Origin of the sequence: Brachyspira pilosicoli (assembly GCF_019402445.1) — a bacterium.
Lineage (GTDB): Bacteria > Spirochaetota > Brachyspiria > Brachyspirales > Brachyspiraceae > Brachyspira > Brachyspira pilosicoli_B.
Map to the genome: position 1 here is coordinate 1 of NZ_SRZM01000097.1, position 14432 is coordinate 14432.

At 27.2% G+C, this 14432-nt stretch carries 14 protein-coding genes and 1 tRNA gene; 9 read left to right on the plus strand and 6 right to left on the minus strand.

Features of this window, described 5'->3' with window-relative positions; translation table 11 throughout:
* The 3 genes from E6A48_RS03900 to E6A48_RS03910 form a co-directional block, all read left to right on the plus strand.
* Positions 1-1512 (plus strand): hypothetical protein (locus E6A48_RS03900; protein WP_219708716.1); only part of this gene is annotated, 1512 nt, incomplete at its 5' end.
* 364 nt (positions 1513-1876) lie between these two features.
* Positions 1877-3334 (plus strand): B12-binding domain-containing radical SAM protein, encoded by a 1458-nt coding sequence (locus tag E6A48_RS03905; protein WP_219708718.1) that lies wholly within the window; start codon positions 1877-1879, stop codon positions 3332-3334.
* Positions 3335-3346: 12 nt separating this feature from the next.
* On the plus strand, positions 3347-4000 hold the full coding sequence (locus E6A48_RS03910) for a DNA alkylation repair protein (protein ID WP_219708720.1): 654 nt from the start codon (positions 3347-3349) through the stop codon (positions 3998-4000).
* 5 nt (positions 4001-4005) lie between these two features.
* Here the strand turns inward: E6A48_RS03910 and E6A48_RS03915 are convergent.
* Positions 4006-4087 (minus strand) — tRNA-Leu (locus E6A48_RS03915).
* A gap of 126 nt (positions 4088-4213) precedes the next feature.
* Here E6A48_RS03915 and E6A48_RS03920 point away from each other — a divergent pair.
* From E6A48_RS03920 to E6A48_RS03945, 6 genes are all read left to right on the plus strand, one after another.
* The gene (locus E6A48_RS03920; protein WP_219708722.1) at positions 4214-6274 is read left to right on the plus strand and encodes a tetratricopeptide repeat protein; all 2061 of its coding nucleotides are present in this window, start codon (positions 4214-4216) and stop codon (positions 6272-6274) included.
* A gap of 175 nt (positions 6275-6449) precedes the next feature.
* The gene (locus E6A48_RS03925; RefSeq protein ID WP_219708724.1) at positions 6450-7064 is read left to right on the plus strand and encodes a hypothetical protein; all 615 of its coding nucleotides are present in this window, start codon (positions 6450-6452) and stop codon (positions 7062-7064) included.
* A gap of 68 nt (positions 7065-7132) precedes the next feature.
* Positions 7133-7417 carry a hypothetical protein gene (locus E6A48_RS03930; protein WP_219708726.1) on the plus strand — a complete coding sequence of 95 codons (285 nt, stop codon included), beginning with the start codon at positions 7133-7135 and terminating at the stop codon, positions 7415-7417.
* 4 nt (positions 7418-7421) lie between these two features.
* Positions 7422-7853 (plus strand): flavodoxin domain-containing protein, encoded by a 432-nt coding sequence (locus E6A48_RS03935; protein WP_219708728.1) that lies wholly within the window; start codon positions 7422-7424, stop codon positions 7851-7853.
* 21 nt (positions 7854-7874) lie between these two features.
* Positions 7875-8489 carry a cytidylate kinase-like family protein gene (locus E6A48_RS03940; protein WP_219708729.1) on the plus strand — a complete coding sequence of 205 codons (615 nt, stop codon included), beginning with the start codon at positions 7875-7877 and terminating at the stop codon, positions 8487-8489.
* Between the two features lie 15 nt (positions 8490-8504).
* On the plus strand, positions 8505-9218 hold the full coding sequence (locus tag E6A48_RS03945) for a phosphatase (protein ID WP_219708731.1): 714 nt from the start codon (positions 8505-8507) through the stop codon (positions 9216-9218).
* A 16-nt stretch (positions 9219-9234) separates the two neighbouring features.
* Here the strand turns inward: E6A48_RS03945 and rlmN are convergent, their stop codons facing one another.
* The 5 genes from rlmN to E6A48_RS03970 all read right to left on the minus strand — a co-directional run bounded on the left by rlmN (position 9235) and on the right by E6A48_RS03970 (position 14296).
* Entirely contained in the window at positions 9235-10263 is a 1029-nt protein-coding gene (rlmN, locus tag E6A48_RS03950; RefSeq protein ID WP_219708733.1) for a dual-specificity RNA methyltransferase RlmN, read from the minus strand.
* A 64-nt stretch (positions 10264-10327) separates the two neighbouring features.
* Complete coding sequence (locus E6A48_RS03955; RefSeq protein WP_219708735.1) at positions 10328-10567, minus strand: FmdB family zinc ribbon protein; 240 nt, start codon at positions 10565-10567, stop codon at positions 10328-10330.
* Between the two features lie 68 nt (positions 10568-10635).
* Positions 10636-12636 carry an alpha/beta hydrolase family protein gene (locus E6A48_RS03960; RefSeq protein ID WP_219708737.1) on the minus strand — a complete coding sequence of 667 codons (2001 nt, stop codon included), beginning with the start codon at positions 12634-12636 and terminating at the stop codon, positions 10636-10638.
* Positions 12637-12664: 28 nt separating this feature from the next.
* Positions 12665-13591, minus strand: coding sequence for a pseudouridine-5'-phosphate glycosidase (locus tag E6A48_RS03965; protein ID WP_219708739.1), 927 nt, complete (start codon positions 13589-13591; stop codon positions 12665-12667).
* Between the two features lie 12 nt (positions 13592-13603).
* Positions 13604-14296, minus strand: coding sequence for a hypothetical protein (locus E6A48_RS03970; protein ID WP_219708742.1), 693 nt, complete (start codon positions 14294-14296; stop codon positions 13604-13606).
* Positions 14297-14432: the final 136 nt, after the last annotated feature.

Below are 14432 nucleotides of genomic sequence, written 5' to 3' on the forward strand. Positions count from 1 at the left end.
GTGCCTGCCAAAGACGGCGAAGTATTTGGAAGCTTTAGAAGGAAGTTGAAATATAAAGATAAATGGTATATACCAGCTTACTATATGTATAATTATGACCCTAAAAGTAAAACATTAAATGAAACAGATAGGTTTGTAGTTTTAGAGATAGATAATAATGCCAATATAAATATATATGTTAAAAATAATTATGATGTTTATGATAAAATAATAAATATATCAGTAATAGAAAGTGATAGGGTAATATATGAACCTAGTTCTTATGGAGAATGTTTTGTATCAAATATTTCAGTAGATTATGGATATTTTATTTATTCTCTATTATATAATGATACATATTATACGTCGTCAGATTTGATTAATTGGCAGAGACAAGGAAATTCAAATAATATTGTATATAAAATGCCTACACCAAATCCAAATAATCCAAATGAAAGTTTTCAAGGTAAATTTGGTATGAATGTATCTCAGGTTCTTTACTTTAAAGATTATATATATCTAATGGGATTAGAAGAAACTTTTATGGAACAGAATCCTTCAGGAACAAGACCTCCTAATGCTCCGTCATATACAGTAAGCAAGGGTTATTATTACAGGATACATAAAAGTAAAGATACTTCTGTAGGTGCTAATTGGGAGAAACTTAATACTCCTTGGGGAGAGAGAAGTTTACTAGTAGTCAGTTATGATAAAAATAAAATATATGTTACAAGAGGACGTAGATATTATTATGAATATGATTCTTCTTATAATAGATGGAGTATAGAATATGAAAGCTTTGAAGATGATAAAAGGATATGGTCAACTACAGACGGCGTGAATTGGAGTTTAGAGGCTAATTTGGATACTTATAATAAAGCAGAAATTATATGGAATGGTGTTCAAAGATTTATGCAGCTTCCTATACAAAAAAGAATACATACACCTAAAGAACCTAATTGGGTAAAACTAAATGATGGTATATATTATAAATCAGATAATGCATATTCATATAAGATATTTAAGGGAAAAGAATATTATGTTCCTGAGCCTCCTTATGCAGAAATAGATGCAGCCTATAAGAGAGGCGAAGAATATTTTACTGTTTCAGAAACTCATTTGAAAGGAGCAGGTAAAAATCAATTTTTTGCAGCAAGAGAAAAACCTAATGAAACTGACAGCTGGAAACTTATTACCCCAATAGATTATACAGATAATTTAATGGTATGGCAGAGCGGCGGTGAAAACGTTATGTTTAATATTAATAATAAAGTAATACAGCTTGTAGATTATCGTCATATAGAGATTATGGTTAAAAGCCCTCCTATTCAATCATATCTTGATGTAATTAATGATATTAGAAGAACAGCTAAAATGTACCGAGACGGAACTCATCCTTATGGTAAAGATATACTTCAAGCTATGTATAATGATGCTAGAGCTGATATGATGGAGGCTTTTATGAAGAATTACAAAGAATATATTATGCCTGATGAAGCTATTACGCATTATACTGTGGAGTTTAAATATTAAGTGGATTGCCAATAGCTAAAGTGCAAATATTTCAATTTTATATATAATAAATATATATAAAGTAATACCATGTGTTTTTAGCTATATTTTATAAAATGCAGTCCTTTTGCTTCTTTTATACCAATACCGAAAGGTACCTACTCGGTAAAAGAAGTTGGGACTTGCGTAAGCACGCAGAGCGGTGGGCAAAGCCAAAGTTATAAATAAAAAATACTAGAATAAAAAATTCTGTAAATATTTATTGATTTAACCCTATTTACGTCTCTTAAACTATATTAATTGAAATAGTTTACAATTTGCTTTTAATAAAGTAATAATTTATAATTATGTTAATATAGTTCAAAATTTTTAAAAGGTTTTATATATGAATAAAATAAAGAGAATATATATAGGCTATCCTCCATTTGAAAGTGATAGGGGAGTGGCATTACTTTCACAAAACAGACAATTTCAATGGTTCAAGAGCCCTACATATATTTATCCTGTTGTGCCTGCCACTGCTGCAACTATGATAAAAAATGCAGGCTATAAAGTGGATTTTATTGATGCTATTGCAAGAAATATGACTACCAAAGAATGGTATGAGTATTTGGATTCTAATACACCTGATTTATTATTTTTTGAAGTAAAAACTCCTGTTATATATAAAGCTTGGAAAATAGTTGATGATTTAAAAGCAAAATACAAAAATATGATTGTTGTTATTGCAGGCGACCATGTTACAGCTATGCCTGATGAAACTATGAATAATTGTAAGGTTGATTATTTGCTTACAGGGGGAGATTATGACTTTTTGCTTTTAAACTTAATAGAATATTTAAATGGAAAAACACAATTAGAAAAAGGCATATACTATAGAGAAAACAACAATATAAAAAATACAGGCTTTTTTGAATTAAGACATGATTTAAAAAGTCTGCCGTTTATAGATAGAGATTTAACAGAGTGGAAAAGGTATGCTTATGACAATGGAAATTTTAAACGCATTCCAGGCACTTATATAATGGCTGGCAGAGATTGTTGGCATCATAGATGTACTTTCTGCTCTTGGACTGGTATATATACAAACTTCCGTGCGAGGACTGCAGAGAACGTAGTTAATGAAGTAGAGTTTTTATATAATAAATACAATATAAAAGAGATAATGGATGACACGGGTTGTTTTCCTGTAAAGAAATGGCTTAATGATTTTTGTAATCTTATGATAGACAAAAAGCTAAACAAAAAAGTTAATATTGACTGTAATATGCGTTTTGGGGCTTGCAATGAAGAAGAATATAGACTTATGAAAAAGGCAGGTTTTAGATTCTTGTTATTTGGTTTAGAATCAGCAAGTCAAAACACATTAGATAGGCTCATAAAAGGCAATAAAGTAGAAGAGATACTTCCTTCTTGTAAAGCGGCATCTGATGCAGGGCTATCTCCTCATATAACTGTAATGCTAGGCTACCCTTGGGAAACTGAAGAAGATATTGAGAAAACTTATGAGCTTACTAAAAAGCTTCTTTTAAAAGGTTATGCTAAAACAATGCAGGCCACAATTATAATTCCATATCCTGGTACAGAATTATTTAATCAATGCAAAAGAGAGAATTGGTTTACCACAGAAAATTGGGAAGATTATGATATGCGTAAGGCTATAATGAAAACCGATGTCGGCGAAGAGAAAATAAAATGCTGGATACAGAAGCTTTATAATTTAAGTTTTACTCCTCAGTTTTTAATGCATAAGGTATTGTCAATTAGAGATTTGGACGATATAAAATATTATTTAAGAGCATTTAAAAAAGTGTCAAAAGGACATTTAAAAGATTTTGAGTAAATATATTTAATTATGCTAAATGATATATTTGAACAATTAACAAAATTACAAAACAATCAAAAATCTAAAGAAATGTCTGCATACATGAAAAATAAATTTGAGTTTTTGGGTGTGGACTCTAAAAGCAGAAAAAATATAGAAAATAACATTTTTAGAGAATACAAAAAAACAGATAATATTGATTTTTGTTTTACAGATAAATGTTTTAAGAGTAAATATAGAGAGTTTCAATATTGTGCTATTGATTATTTGAGTTTAAAGAAAAAATATTTAAATAAAACTCATATTGAAAAATTAAAAGAATATATATTAACAAAATCATGGTGGGACAGTGTTGATGGCTTTCATAGAATAATTGGTGATATTGCTTTGAGAGATGAGGATGTCAATTCAATATTATTAGAATGGTCAGTAGACGATAATTTTTGGCTTAGAAGAGTTGCTATATGTCATCAGCTTATAAGAAAAAATAACACAAACACTAATTTACTTGAAGAGATAATAATTAATAATCTAAATCAAAATGAGTTTTTTATAAATAAGGCTATAGGCTGGGCACTTAGAGATTACAGTAAAACCAATACTAAATGGGTTGTAGATTTCATTAATAAGCATAAAAATAATATGTCTAATTTGAGTATAAAAGAAGCGAGTAAATATTTATAAAAAATTGCTCGAGACTGGACTTGAACCAGCACGGTGTTACCCGACAGCACCTCAAGCTGTTGTGTCTACCTATTCCACCACCCGAGCGAATAAAATTAATATCTATTATATAATAACATAACTTTTTGTCAAATTTTATTTTTTTATTATAAATTATTTTTGAATATTGATAATAATAAAAAATATATTAATATAAAATAGAGGATTTATATTATGACTGTGAAAGATAAAATAGATAGTTGGTTTATTCAGGCGAGGTTATATTTTGGCTTAACTAAATATGCCTCTGCTCTTAGATTATACGATAAAATTATAGAATATTTTTATACTTACGCTGAACATTTGGATAATAATTATAAAGAGATATATTTTGCAAGAGTCTACTACAAAAAAGCATTAACTCTATATTATTTAAATCAATACGAAAAGTCTATAGAGTTTTATGATAAGGCTATAAGTGTAAATCCTTTATATGAAAAAGCTTTTATTAACAAAGGTATAATACTTGCTAAGTTAAATGCTTATGATGATGCTTTGTCTTCTTTTAATATGGCTATAGAGATAAATGATAAATCTGAAATATCTTATTTTAATATAGGAATAATATATTCAAAATTGGAGCGTTATCAAGATGCTTTAGATTATTTTAATATAGCAGGTAAGTTAGGTTATGAATATGCTTATTTAAATGTAGCTATTATGCTGGAGAAGCTTGGAGAGATAGATAATGCTCTTAAAATGTATGATAAAGCAATAGAGAGCAATCAATATTTAGAGATAGTTTATTTAAATAAGGGAAATTGTTTAAATAGAATAAATAAATATAAAGAGGCTATAGAATATTTTGACAAGGCTATAGATATTTTAAAATCAAAGGAGATAAAAAACACTAAAAAATCAGATATAGATGACAGCGATATGATTGAGTATAATTATATTGATGATAATTCTATTTGTGAGAGAGTTTATTTTTCTAAGGCTAATTCTTTAATATGTTTAAAAGAATATGATAAAGCTTTGGATATTTTAATAAGTGTAGATAAATATAAATCAATTAATATTTTTAATATTATATCAAAGTTTATATATTTTATAGATATAGATAAACTAATAAATATAATCTTAAATCAAGAGAGTTTTTGGGTAAAAGAAAAGGAAGAATATTTTTATTTTGTTACAAGAGATATTATTGATAAAAATAAATTAAAAAGATTGTGGATACTACAATATATACTTTTATATTTAATATCAGTAAAAGATTATGACAATATAGAAGAGATATCGCATTATACTAGCATAGAAGTATTTGATGAGATGGCTTTTGACAAAAGATATGATAAAACAGAAGAAGCTAATTTAAAAAATTATAATAGCTATCTTAAGAAAAATAAGTTTAGAATGACAAGTGTGAAAAATGCTAATGACCCTAAAGAAGGTAAAGTTTTAATGAAGCTTCTTAGAGATAATAGCTTAAATGTAAAACATTCTAAAGTTAATAATTTTATTGCATTACAAACTTCTTTTAGCAGATGTAAAGACTCTCTTACTATGTATAGGTTATATGGTAAAAATGATAATAAAGAAGGAACAGGCTGCTGTTTAGTTTTTAATAAATCTTTCTTTGATACTTCGTTTAATAATATAAACTCTAGTATACTTTTTTCTTTTTCCTATAATAAAGAGAACAATTCTTATATAGAGTCTTATGAAGAGAATACTTTGCCATTATATTATGTGCTTTATTATAACTATAGAAAAAATGAAATAATATTTAATCCTTCAGAATCTGATTATAATTCACTTATAATAGATTTAAATAAAAATTATCATACTCTTTGGAATGATGGAAATGATTTTTATGATAAGTTAAAAAATAAAATAGGTTATATTTTCAATAATATATTTGATATTATAAAATCTTTTAATAGTGAAGAGTTAGAATATTCTTGTCAGCTTCTTATGAATATACAGTATTTAATAAAAGATTCTTCATTTGTAGAAGAACAAGAAATGCGTATTATACAGCTTTTAGAATATGGAAGTAATCCTTTACATATAGATGATAATATGAAACGCTCCTACAAAAACTATTTATATTTATTTGACAACAAAGCATTAAAAGAGGTGATACTTGCTCCAAAGGTTAAGGATGCTGATTTTTTAGTTGAGAAATATAATGATAGGTTAGCTAAAGCGACTAATATATATAATTCAGAGACAGTAAAAAATAAATATAGAATTAATGTGTATGTATCAAATGCTCCTATATCGTAATAATTTTATAATATAGAATTAATTTTATATGTAATTATTAATTTTATAGTTATTTTTCTTAAATAAATGATTTTATATATATTTTATGATTGCTTTTTTAATAAATGTTTACATACTATTTAAATATAGGTTTTATATTAAGTAAGAAGTATGTAAATATGAGGAGCTAACTCCTATGAAAAGTTTAGTTTTATTTTTACTTGCATTTTTAATTTTGATTTCTTCATGTCAGCAGCAGCGTCCTAATATACTTGCCCCAGAAAATGTTATAACTGATCCATCTACTAATTATGTTACAAATTTTGTAACTAATGATGTTGTTATTGGTTTAGATTATATAAACAGTCAAATACCTACTTTGTCTTTTGAAGTTCCAAATACACCAAAAGAAGTTAAAGAAGTATTCACCGATTTTATATATAAGTCGATTCCTACTCCGATTCCTTCAGGAGCATTATCTATGTCAGTAAAATCAAAATGGAGAACAAGACCAACTCTTCCAATATCTACTAATGATGTTTATAAAGCATTTAAAACAAGATTTGATATATTTTTAACTAATATAGGCTGTGATTTAAAAAAAGAGCCTGAATTATATTTATTAGATATGGATAAACAGAATATAGTAGATGATATAAAATTAGGAATTTGGTTTGCAATAGATTTTGAATTAGAAGGAAAAGAAGGTTTTGAATTTGAAACAAAAGAATTAGGTCAATTAATGACTAATAATAAAATAACTATAATGTTTATAGGCGGATGTCAGACAGGACAAGTTTGGACAGATTAAAAAGTTATATTATCTTGACAAATAGTATATTATTAATATAATTATAATATCTTAGATAAGGACTTTTTATGAAGCGAATATTTTTTGTATTATCTATTATTTCATTAATATTTTTTGTTTCCTGTGAAAAAGATAAAAAGAATATAGAAAAACAAGTTGATAAGCTGCTTGAGAATGTTGATGAAAAGATAGATGAGGGATTAAATACTGCTAATGATGCTATAGATAATGGTTTAGATAAGGCAGGGGAAACTATAGAAGATGTAAAAAAGAATGCTGAAGATACTTTAAGTAAATCATTGGAAGAGGCATCAAAGTCTATAGAAGAAGCAAAAGAGAATATAAAAAAGTAAATTTATGAATAAGAAAATAGCTATAGTTGTCTGGAGTAAAACAGGTAATACTAGGCTTATGGCAAATGCTCTTAAAGAGGGTATAGAACTTCAAAAATGTCAAGCGGATATGTTTAAGGCATATGATTTTGATATAAATAAAGCTCAGGAGTATTCTACAATAGCTTTAGGCTGTCCTGCTATGGGGGCTGAAACTTTGGAAGATAGCGAGTTTTTGCCTATGTATAATGATATAAAATCTGTTCTCAAAAATAAAAGAGTATTTTTCTTTGGTTCTTATAGCTGGGGTGATGGAAAATGGATGCGAGATTGGGTTGAGGATGCCAAAAAGAATGGTATTTCTTTATTTAAAGAACCTATTATAGCGAAAGAAAAACCTACAGATGATATATTATTAAGAATGAAGGAAGTAGGGGCTAATTTGTCAAGAGATTAAAAATTATTGGAGGAAATCTTTATGGATAAAAAAATTATTATTACTATTAGTAGAGAGTTTGGAAGTGGGGGAAGATTTATAGGAGAAGATGTTGCTAAAAAATTAGGAATTGCTTTTTATGATAAGGCTATTATAGAAATGGCTTCTGATAAAACTGGATTTTCTCCTGATTATATAAAAGAAAATGAGCAGAAATTAACTTCTCCTTCTCTTTTTAATTTTGCTATATCTGGTTCTTATGCTGGTAATATGGTATTTGGTAATGGTGAATCTTTACAGGATACTATGTTTTTTGCTCAAAGTAATGTTATAAAAGAAATTGCTAGTAAACATTCTTGCGTTATAGTTGGAAGATGTGCTGATTATGTTTTAGAGAAATTTGATAATTGTATTAATATTTTTATACATTCAGATATGCAAAGTAAAATAAATAGAGCGGTTAATGAATATAAATTAGACAGTGCTAGTGTAGAGAAAATTCTTAAAGATAGAGATAAATTAAGAGCTAAGCATTATAATTATTATACTGGAAGAGTATGGGGAGATGCTAGAAATTATCATGCTTGTTTTAATAGCGATTATATAGGTTTAGAAAAAGTAGAAGACATTATAGTAGATATGGCTAAAAGTATATAAGGATTTTACTTGCTAATGAAAATAATAGCCGATTTGCATACACATACGATAGTTAGCCAGCATGCTTTTAGTACAGTAGATGAAATTATAAATGCTGCTAAGGATAAAGGTTTTTTAGCTGTTGCTATTACTGACCATGGTCCTAAGTCTAGTGATGGTGCTAAGCCTGTGCATTTTAGGTCTATGCATAATATACCTGAATATGTTAATGGTATTAGGGTACTTAGAGGGGCTGAGGCTAATATTATAGATTATGATGGAAATATTGATTTAAGAAAAAATGTTCTTGAATGTTTAGATTTTGTTATAGCTTCTTATCATGAGGATTCTATTACTCCTTCAAATATAGAATCTCATACTAATGGTTATATTGGTTTAATAAAAAATAGTTATGTTGATTGTCTTGGGCATGTAGGAAATCCTAAGTTTGCATTTGATATGGAAAAGATAATTAAACTCTGTAAAGACTATAATAAACTTATAGAGATTAACTCTGCTTCTTTTAAAGTGAGAAAGGGTAGTGATATAAATTGCAAAGAAGTTGCATTACTATGTAAAAAATATAATTTAAATATTGTAGTTACTTCAGATTCTCATTCAAAATACAATGTAGGAAATCATGAAGCTTCCTTGAATATGCTTAAAGACATTAATTTTCCAGAAGATTTAATTTTGAATGCTGATTTTGATAGGCTTATGAATTATTTAAATAGCAGAAATAGAAATTAAGTATTGTTTTGTAATGTTATTGATTTTTTACAGCAAGCTGCCCACATCCTGCTAAAATTTCTTGACCTTGTTTAAATCTCTCAACAACTTCTATTCCATTATCTTTTAATATGGATTTAAATCTTAATATAATATCTTTATTTGGTCTTTGTAACTCTGGAGCATGTTCTACAGGGTTCATAGGTATAATATTAACTTTGAAAGGAAACTCTTTTTTTAAGTTTACCAATCTATAAGCATCATTAACAGAATCATTAACATCTTTTATTAAAACCCACTCAAAAGTAATCATTCTTTTACCATTTTTGCTATATCTTTTAAGTATGTTTATAAGGTTTTCTATTGGATATCTTTTATTTATAGGCATTATTTTATCACGAACTTCATTTTTAAGAGAATGCAAAGAAACAGCTAATCTGCAATCTAAATCTCTCTCTATTAATTGTTTTATCCCCGCAACTTCTCCAGATGTTGATATGGTAATATGCCTTATACCTAAATTAAATCCTTTATAAGAGTTAATAGTGTCTATTGCTTTGAATAAATTTTTTGTGTTAGCTAAAGGCTCCCCCATACCCATAAATACTATAGAATTAACCTTTTTGGTAACAGCACGCATTAATATAAACTCGGCGAGTATTTCATCAGCAGTAAGATTTCTAGAAAGTCCCATGCTTCCAGTAGCACAAAAAGCACATCCATATCCGCAACCAACCTGTGATGATAAACAAAAAGTGATTCTATCATTCTTACCGAGTATTACAGATTCTATTTTTTTCTTATCATATAATGATATGAGTAATTTTCTTGTACCATATTCATCTTCTGTAATGGATTCTATTTTAGAGTTATGTATAAAATAATTTTCGTCTAATAAAACTCTTAAATCTTTTGGAATATTGCTCATCTCATCAAAAGAGATAGCATATTTTTTATATATCCAATTTAATATTTGAGATGCATGAAACTTAGGAAAATTATTCTCAATACAGAATTTAGATAAATCCTCTTCTGATACATTCATTATAGATATTTTTTTTGGCATATAACTTAATTTTTTATTTATATATTTTTTAGCTTATAACCTATAAGCTTATTAATCAAACTCCTCAGCAACTTGTCTTAGGCTTATTTGAACTGCTTGAAGAAGATGATGATGTGCTATTTTTTCCTTTATAATCATTAACATAAAATCCAGAGCCTTTAAATATTACTCCAGCGTTTAAAGAAATTATTCTTTTAGCACTTCCTTTACATATAGGGCATTTAGCTTTAGGTTCAGCAGTCATAGACTGAAACTCTTCAAACTCATGTCCGCATTTTTTACATTTATATTCATAAGTAGGCATAATTTTAATCTCCAAATTAATTTAATAAAAAAATATACATCAAATTAAAAATCTGTCAAGTATCTAAATTACTTTAAATATTTTTCAAACCAATCGGTAATTTCTTTTAATCTTCTTAATCTATGTTTGGGTTTTCCGCTTCTTGAAAGTTCATGATTTTCACCTTTAAATAAACATATTCTTGATTCAACACCATAATATTTTAAAGCAGTAAACATTTGAAAGGCTTGAGTTTGATAGCATCTATAATCTTCTTCACTATGTATGAATAGGGTAGGAGTTTTAGCATTGTTAGCATATTTCAATGGAGACTGCTGCCATAATTTATCAAATCCGCTGCATACATCTCCGCCTAACTCATCAGGATTGAAATAATAACCTATATCTGTAGTTCCGAAATCATCTATCCAGTTTGATATAGAACGCTGAGAAGCTGCACATTTAAATCTATTAGTATGTCCTATTATCCAATTAACCATAAAGCCGCCGTAAGAACCGCCTGTTACTCCTATTCTATCTTTATCTATATTAGTATATTTCTCAAGAACAACATCAGTAAACTTCATTATATCTTCATAATCTATAGTGCCATATATTTTTCTTATATCAGCAAATGCATTTCCTTTTCCTTCGCTTCCTCTAGGATTGCAGAAAAATACAAAATAACCCATATTAGACCAAACCTGCATTTCATTAAAAAATATCTCTCCATAAGCAGTTTTAGGTCCGCCATGTATATCAAGTATTGCAGGATATTTTTTGTTTTCATCGTAATTTATAGGCTTTAATACCCAACCGTCTATTTCAAAATTATTAGGAGTCTTAAATGAAACTTTATCTGGTATTGATAAACTTTTTTCTTTTAATATAGCTTTATTAAAAAAAGTTAATTGCTTTTCTAAACCATTATTAATAGAATATATCTCTTCAAGTTTCAAATCTCTAAAACCTATAAAATATATATTATCATTAGAAATATCAAAACAATTAACAGCTCCTTTTTTATTGGTTATAGTGTTTATATTTCCCTTTAAATCTAAACACTTTATATGAGCATTTTCATTTTCTGTGCCTACGAAATATATTTTATCTTTATAAACTCTAATATCATTACCGCTTCCGAAAGAACAATCGGTTCCTATCATATTTCCAAGACCATTATCATAATGATATAGAAGATTAATATTATTATTCTCATCTATTAAATAGAAACTGCTGTTTTCATTGAGTCCGTATTTTTTCATGTCTGTCATAACAGAGATGATTTTTTCTTTATTATCATCATCGATTATAAAATCAGCGAAGTATATTGCATATTTATTAGAATCTATAATAATTTTTTCTTTTATATTATTAACATCTTCTATATCATACAAACGAAGTTCTGAAGTGGTAGGAGCTTTATCTCTAAAAGAGTTTATAATGCATAATACTTTAGCGTTTTTATATTTAAAAGAGTTAACGTTACTATATTCATCTGTAATGGCAGTTAATTTATTTTCTTTTTTATTGTAATGATAAAGCCTATCTCTTTTTTTATTTGTTATACCTAGATTATTAACCCAAAAAGGAATTTCATCAAACACTTCATAATCAACTTCTTCTTTTGCCCATTCTAAATAATTTTCTTCTTTTCTTTTTTTCTCTCTGTTAATATCATAAACTGCTTTTATTAAAAAATTGTTTTCATCTATTGAATATAAATCTATTACTTCAAGTTCAATATTGAATAAACTCTCTGCCTCTCCTCCATTGATATTGATAGAATAGAACAAAGAATAATCAATAAACTCTTCATCTTTTTTGCTCTTCAATTCTTCATCTCGTAACGATGATTTAAATATTATAGTATCATTATTAAGCCAAGAAACAAGAGAAGCATCTTTTACTGAAGTGAGCTTATATGTTTTATTTTTTTCAATATTATAAATAAAAGCATCAGAAATATAGTTGTTTTTCTCATAATCTTGATTGCTTTTGACAAACAATAAATTTTTATTATCCTCTGAAATCTCTATATTAGATAAAAAATTGAAATTTAAAAAATCTTTAATGTTTAAACTTTCCATATGAATAAAATCCGAAAATATTTATTAATTATTTTTGTAAGTTTGAATAACTATAAGCTATATTTGCAGCTACACGGCAATTATTATAAACTAATTCTTTGTTAGCTTTAAGACTCTTATTTTCTGTTACACTATGAAGTTTAGCCAATATAAAAGGAGTTACTTTCTTACCAGATATATTTTTATCTTTTGCTTCTTTAACAGTATCTTCTATTACTTTATCTATATAATTTTTATCCATTTCATATTCTTCTGGTATAGGATTGCATACAACAACCCCTCCATTTAAACCTAAAGACCATTTTGTGTGAAGAATATTTGCTATATCTTCTATAGTATCTATTTTATAATCAACATCAAAACCGCTATCTCTTGTGTAAAAATTAGGGAATTTAGAAGTTTTATAACCAAGTACAGGCACCCCAAAAGTTTCAAGATATTCTAAAGTAAGCCCCAAATCTAATATTGATTTAGCCCCAGCACATACTACAGCAACATTTGTTTTAGCTAGTTCTTGTAAATCTGCTGATATATCAAAAGTATCTTGTGCATATCTATGAACTCCGCCAATTCCTCCTGTAGCAAATACTTTAATTCCTGCAAGAGAAGAAGCTATCATAGTTGTAGTTACGGTTGTTGCACCATCTTTTTTTAAAGCTAATATTGCAGGTAAATCTCTCCTGCTTGTTTTTATTATATCTTTGGTACTTCCCATATATTCAAGTTCTTCTTTATTTAAGCCTATTTTTATTTTACCTTTTATTATGGCAATAGTGGCAGGTACGGCATTATTATCTCTGATTATTTTTTCACAATTTAAAGCACTCTCTATATTTTCTGGATAAGGCATACCATGTGATATTATTGTGCTTTCTAATGCAACTACTGCCTTTTTTTCATCTAAAGCAGTTTTTACCTCTTCGCTAATATCTAAAAAATTGTCTAATTTATTCATTTATTAAAAATCCTATCTGTTTCCTGAAATATTTAAGAAATATCCAAACTGTAACCCTATATCTAATGAACTTATAGATTGTTTTGCAATTCTAATATTACTTAAATAATCATTGTTGTTAAACTTTAGTGCAAAATCATAATTAACATATACACCTATAAGTAGATAATTTAATATATGGAAATCTAAAGAAGCTTTTATATATGGTATTAAAGCATTGTCAAAAATATCAGTTATATCACCTCTATCAAGATAGTATTTTCCGTTATATCCTAATGGATTAGAATAACTATTTTCTATACGATAAGAACCGCTAATAGGTATTTTTACACCGCCTCCGGCAGATAAAGACATGAAAAAGAAATGAAATTTAAACATTCCTCCAACCATAAAACTATCAAATTGATAATTCTCAGTTGCTCTATTGCCATTTATATCATATTTTAAAGCATAACCATCATGGTAATATCCAAGGTCTGCAAGTATTGATATTGCTGTATTATCAGTGAAATTATTTTTTATTCCAACCAAAAAAGAATACCCCATGTCAAAATCTCTAAAACTTGATGGTAATATTGAAGAAGAATCAGCTACAGCTCCGCTCATACCAAATTGACCTACAAAACCTAAACTTACATCAACAGCAGTAAGATTGTAATAGAATGTGGAAGTAATTAATAATACAAATAAAAATATTTTTTTCATTTTTTCTCTCCCAATTAAGTAGTTTAATATAACTATTTAAAAAGTCAAGTAAATAAGGAAATAGTAAATAAAATTATATAAATAAAATTATAATAAAATATAAAACCTCTTTTCTTGGTTATAGATAAAATTATAT

What these genes read in the sequence shown, in the direction of transcription:
- E6A48_RS03940 (WP_219708729.1), top strand. Translation starts at nt 7,875, where the DNA reads ATGGATAAAAAAATTATTATTACTATTAGTAGAGAGTTTGGAAGTGGG.
- E6A48_RS03935 (WP_219708728.1), top strand. Translation starts at nt 7,422, where the DNA reads ATGAATAAGAAAATAGCTATAGTTGTCTGGAGTAAAACAGGTAATACT.
- E6A48_RS03960 (WP_219708737.1), bottom strand. Translation starts at nt 12,636, where the DNA reads ATGGAAAGTTTAAACATTAAAGATTTTTTAAATTTCAATTTTTTATCT.
- E6A48_RS03970 (WP_219708742.1), bottom strand. Translation starts at nt 14,296, where the DNA reads ATGAAAAAAATATTTTTATTTGTATTATTAATTACTTCCACATTCTAT.
- E6A48_RS03910 (WP_219708720.1), top strand. Translation starts at nt 3,347, where the DNA reads ATGCTAAATGATATATTTGAACAATTAACAAAATTACAAAACAATCAA.
- E6A48_RS03955 (WP_219708735.1), bottom strand. Translation starts at nt 10,567, where the DNA reads ATGCCTACTTATGAATATAAATGTAAAAAATGCGGACATGAGTTTGAA.
- rlmN (WP_219708733.1), bottom strand. Translation starts at nt 10,263, where the DNA reads ATGCCAAAAAAAATATCTATAATGAATGTATCAGAAGAGGATTTATCT.
- E6A48_RS03930 (WP_219708726.1), top strand. Translation starts at nt 7,133, where the DNA reads ATGAAGCGAATATTTTTTGTATTATCTATTATTTCATTAATATTTTTT.
- E6A48_RS03965 (WP_219708739.1), bottom strand. Translation starts at nt 13,591, where the DNA reads ATGAATAAATTAGACAATTTTTTAGATATTAGCGAAGAGGTAAAAACT.
- E6A48_RS03925 (WP_219708724.1), top strand. Translation starts at nt 6,450, where the DNA reads ATGAAAAGTTTAGTTTTATTTTTACTTGCATTTTTAATTTTGATTTCT.
- E6A48_RS03945 (WP_219708731.1), top strand. Translation starts at nt 8,505, where the DNA reads ATGAAAATAATAGCCGATTTGCATACACATACGATAGTTAGCCAGCAT.
- E6A48_RS03905 (WP_219708718.1), top strand. Translation starts at nt 1,877, where the DNA reads ATGAATAAAATAAAGAGAATATATATAGGCTATCCTCCATTTGAAAGT.
- E6A48_RS03920 (WP_219708722.1), top strand. Translation starts at nt 4,214, where the DNA reads ATGACTGTGAAAGATAAAATAGATAGTTGGTTTATTCAGGCGAGGTTA.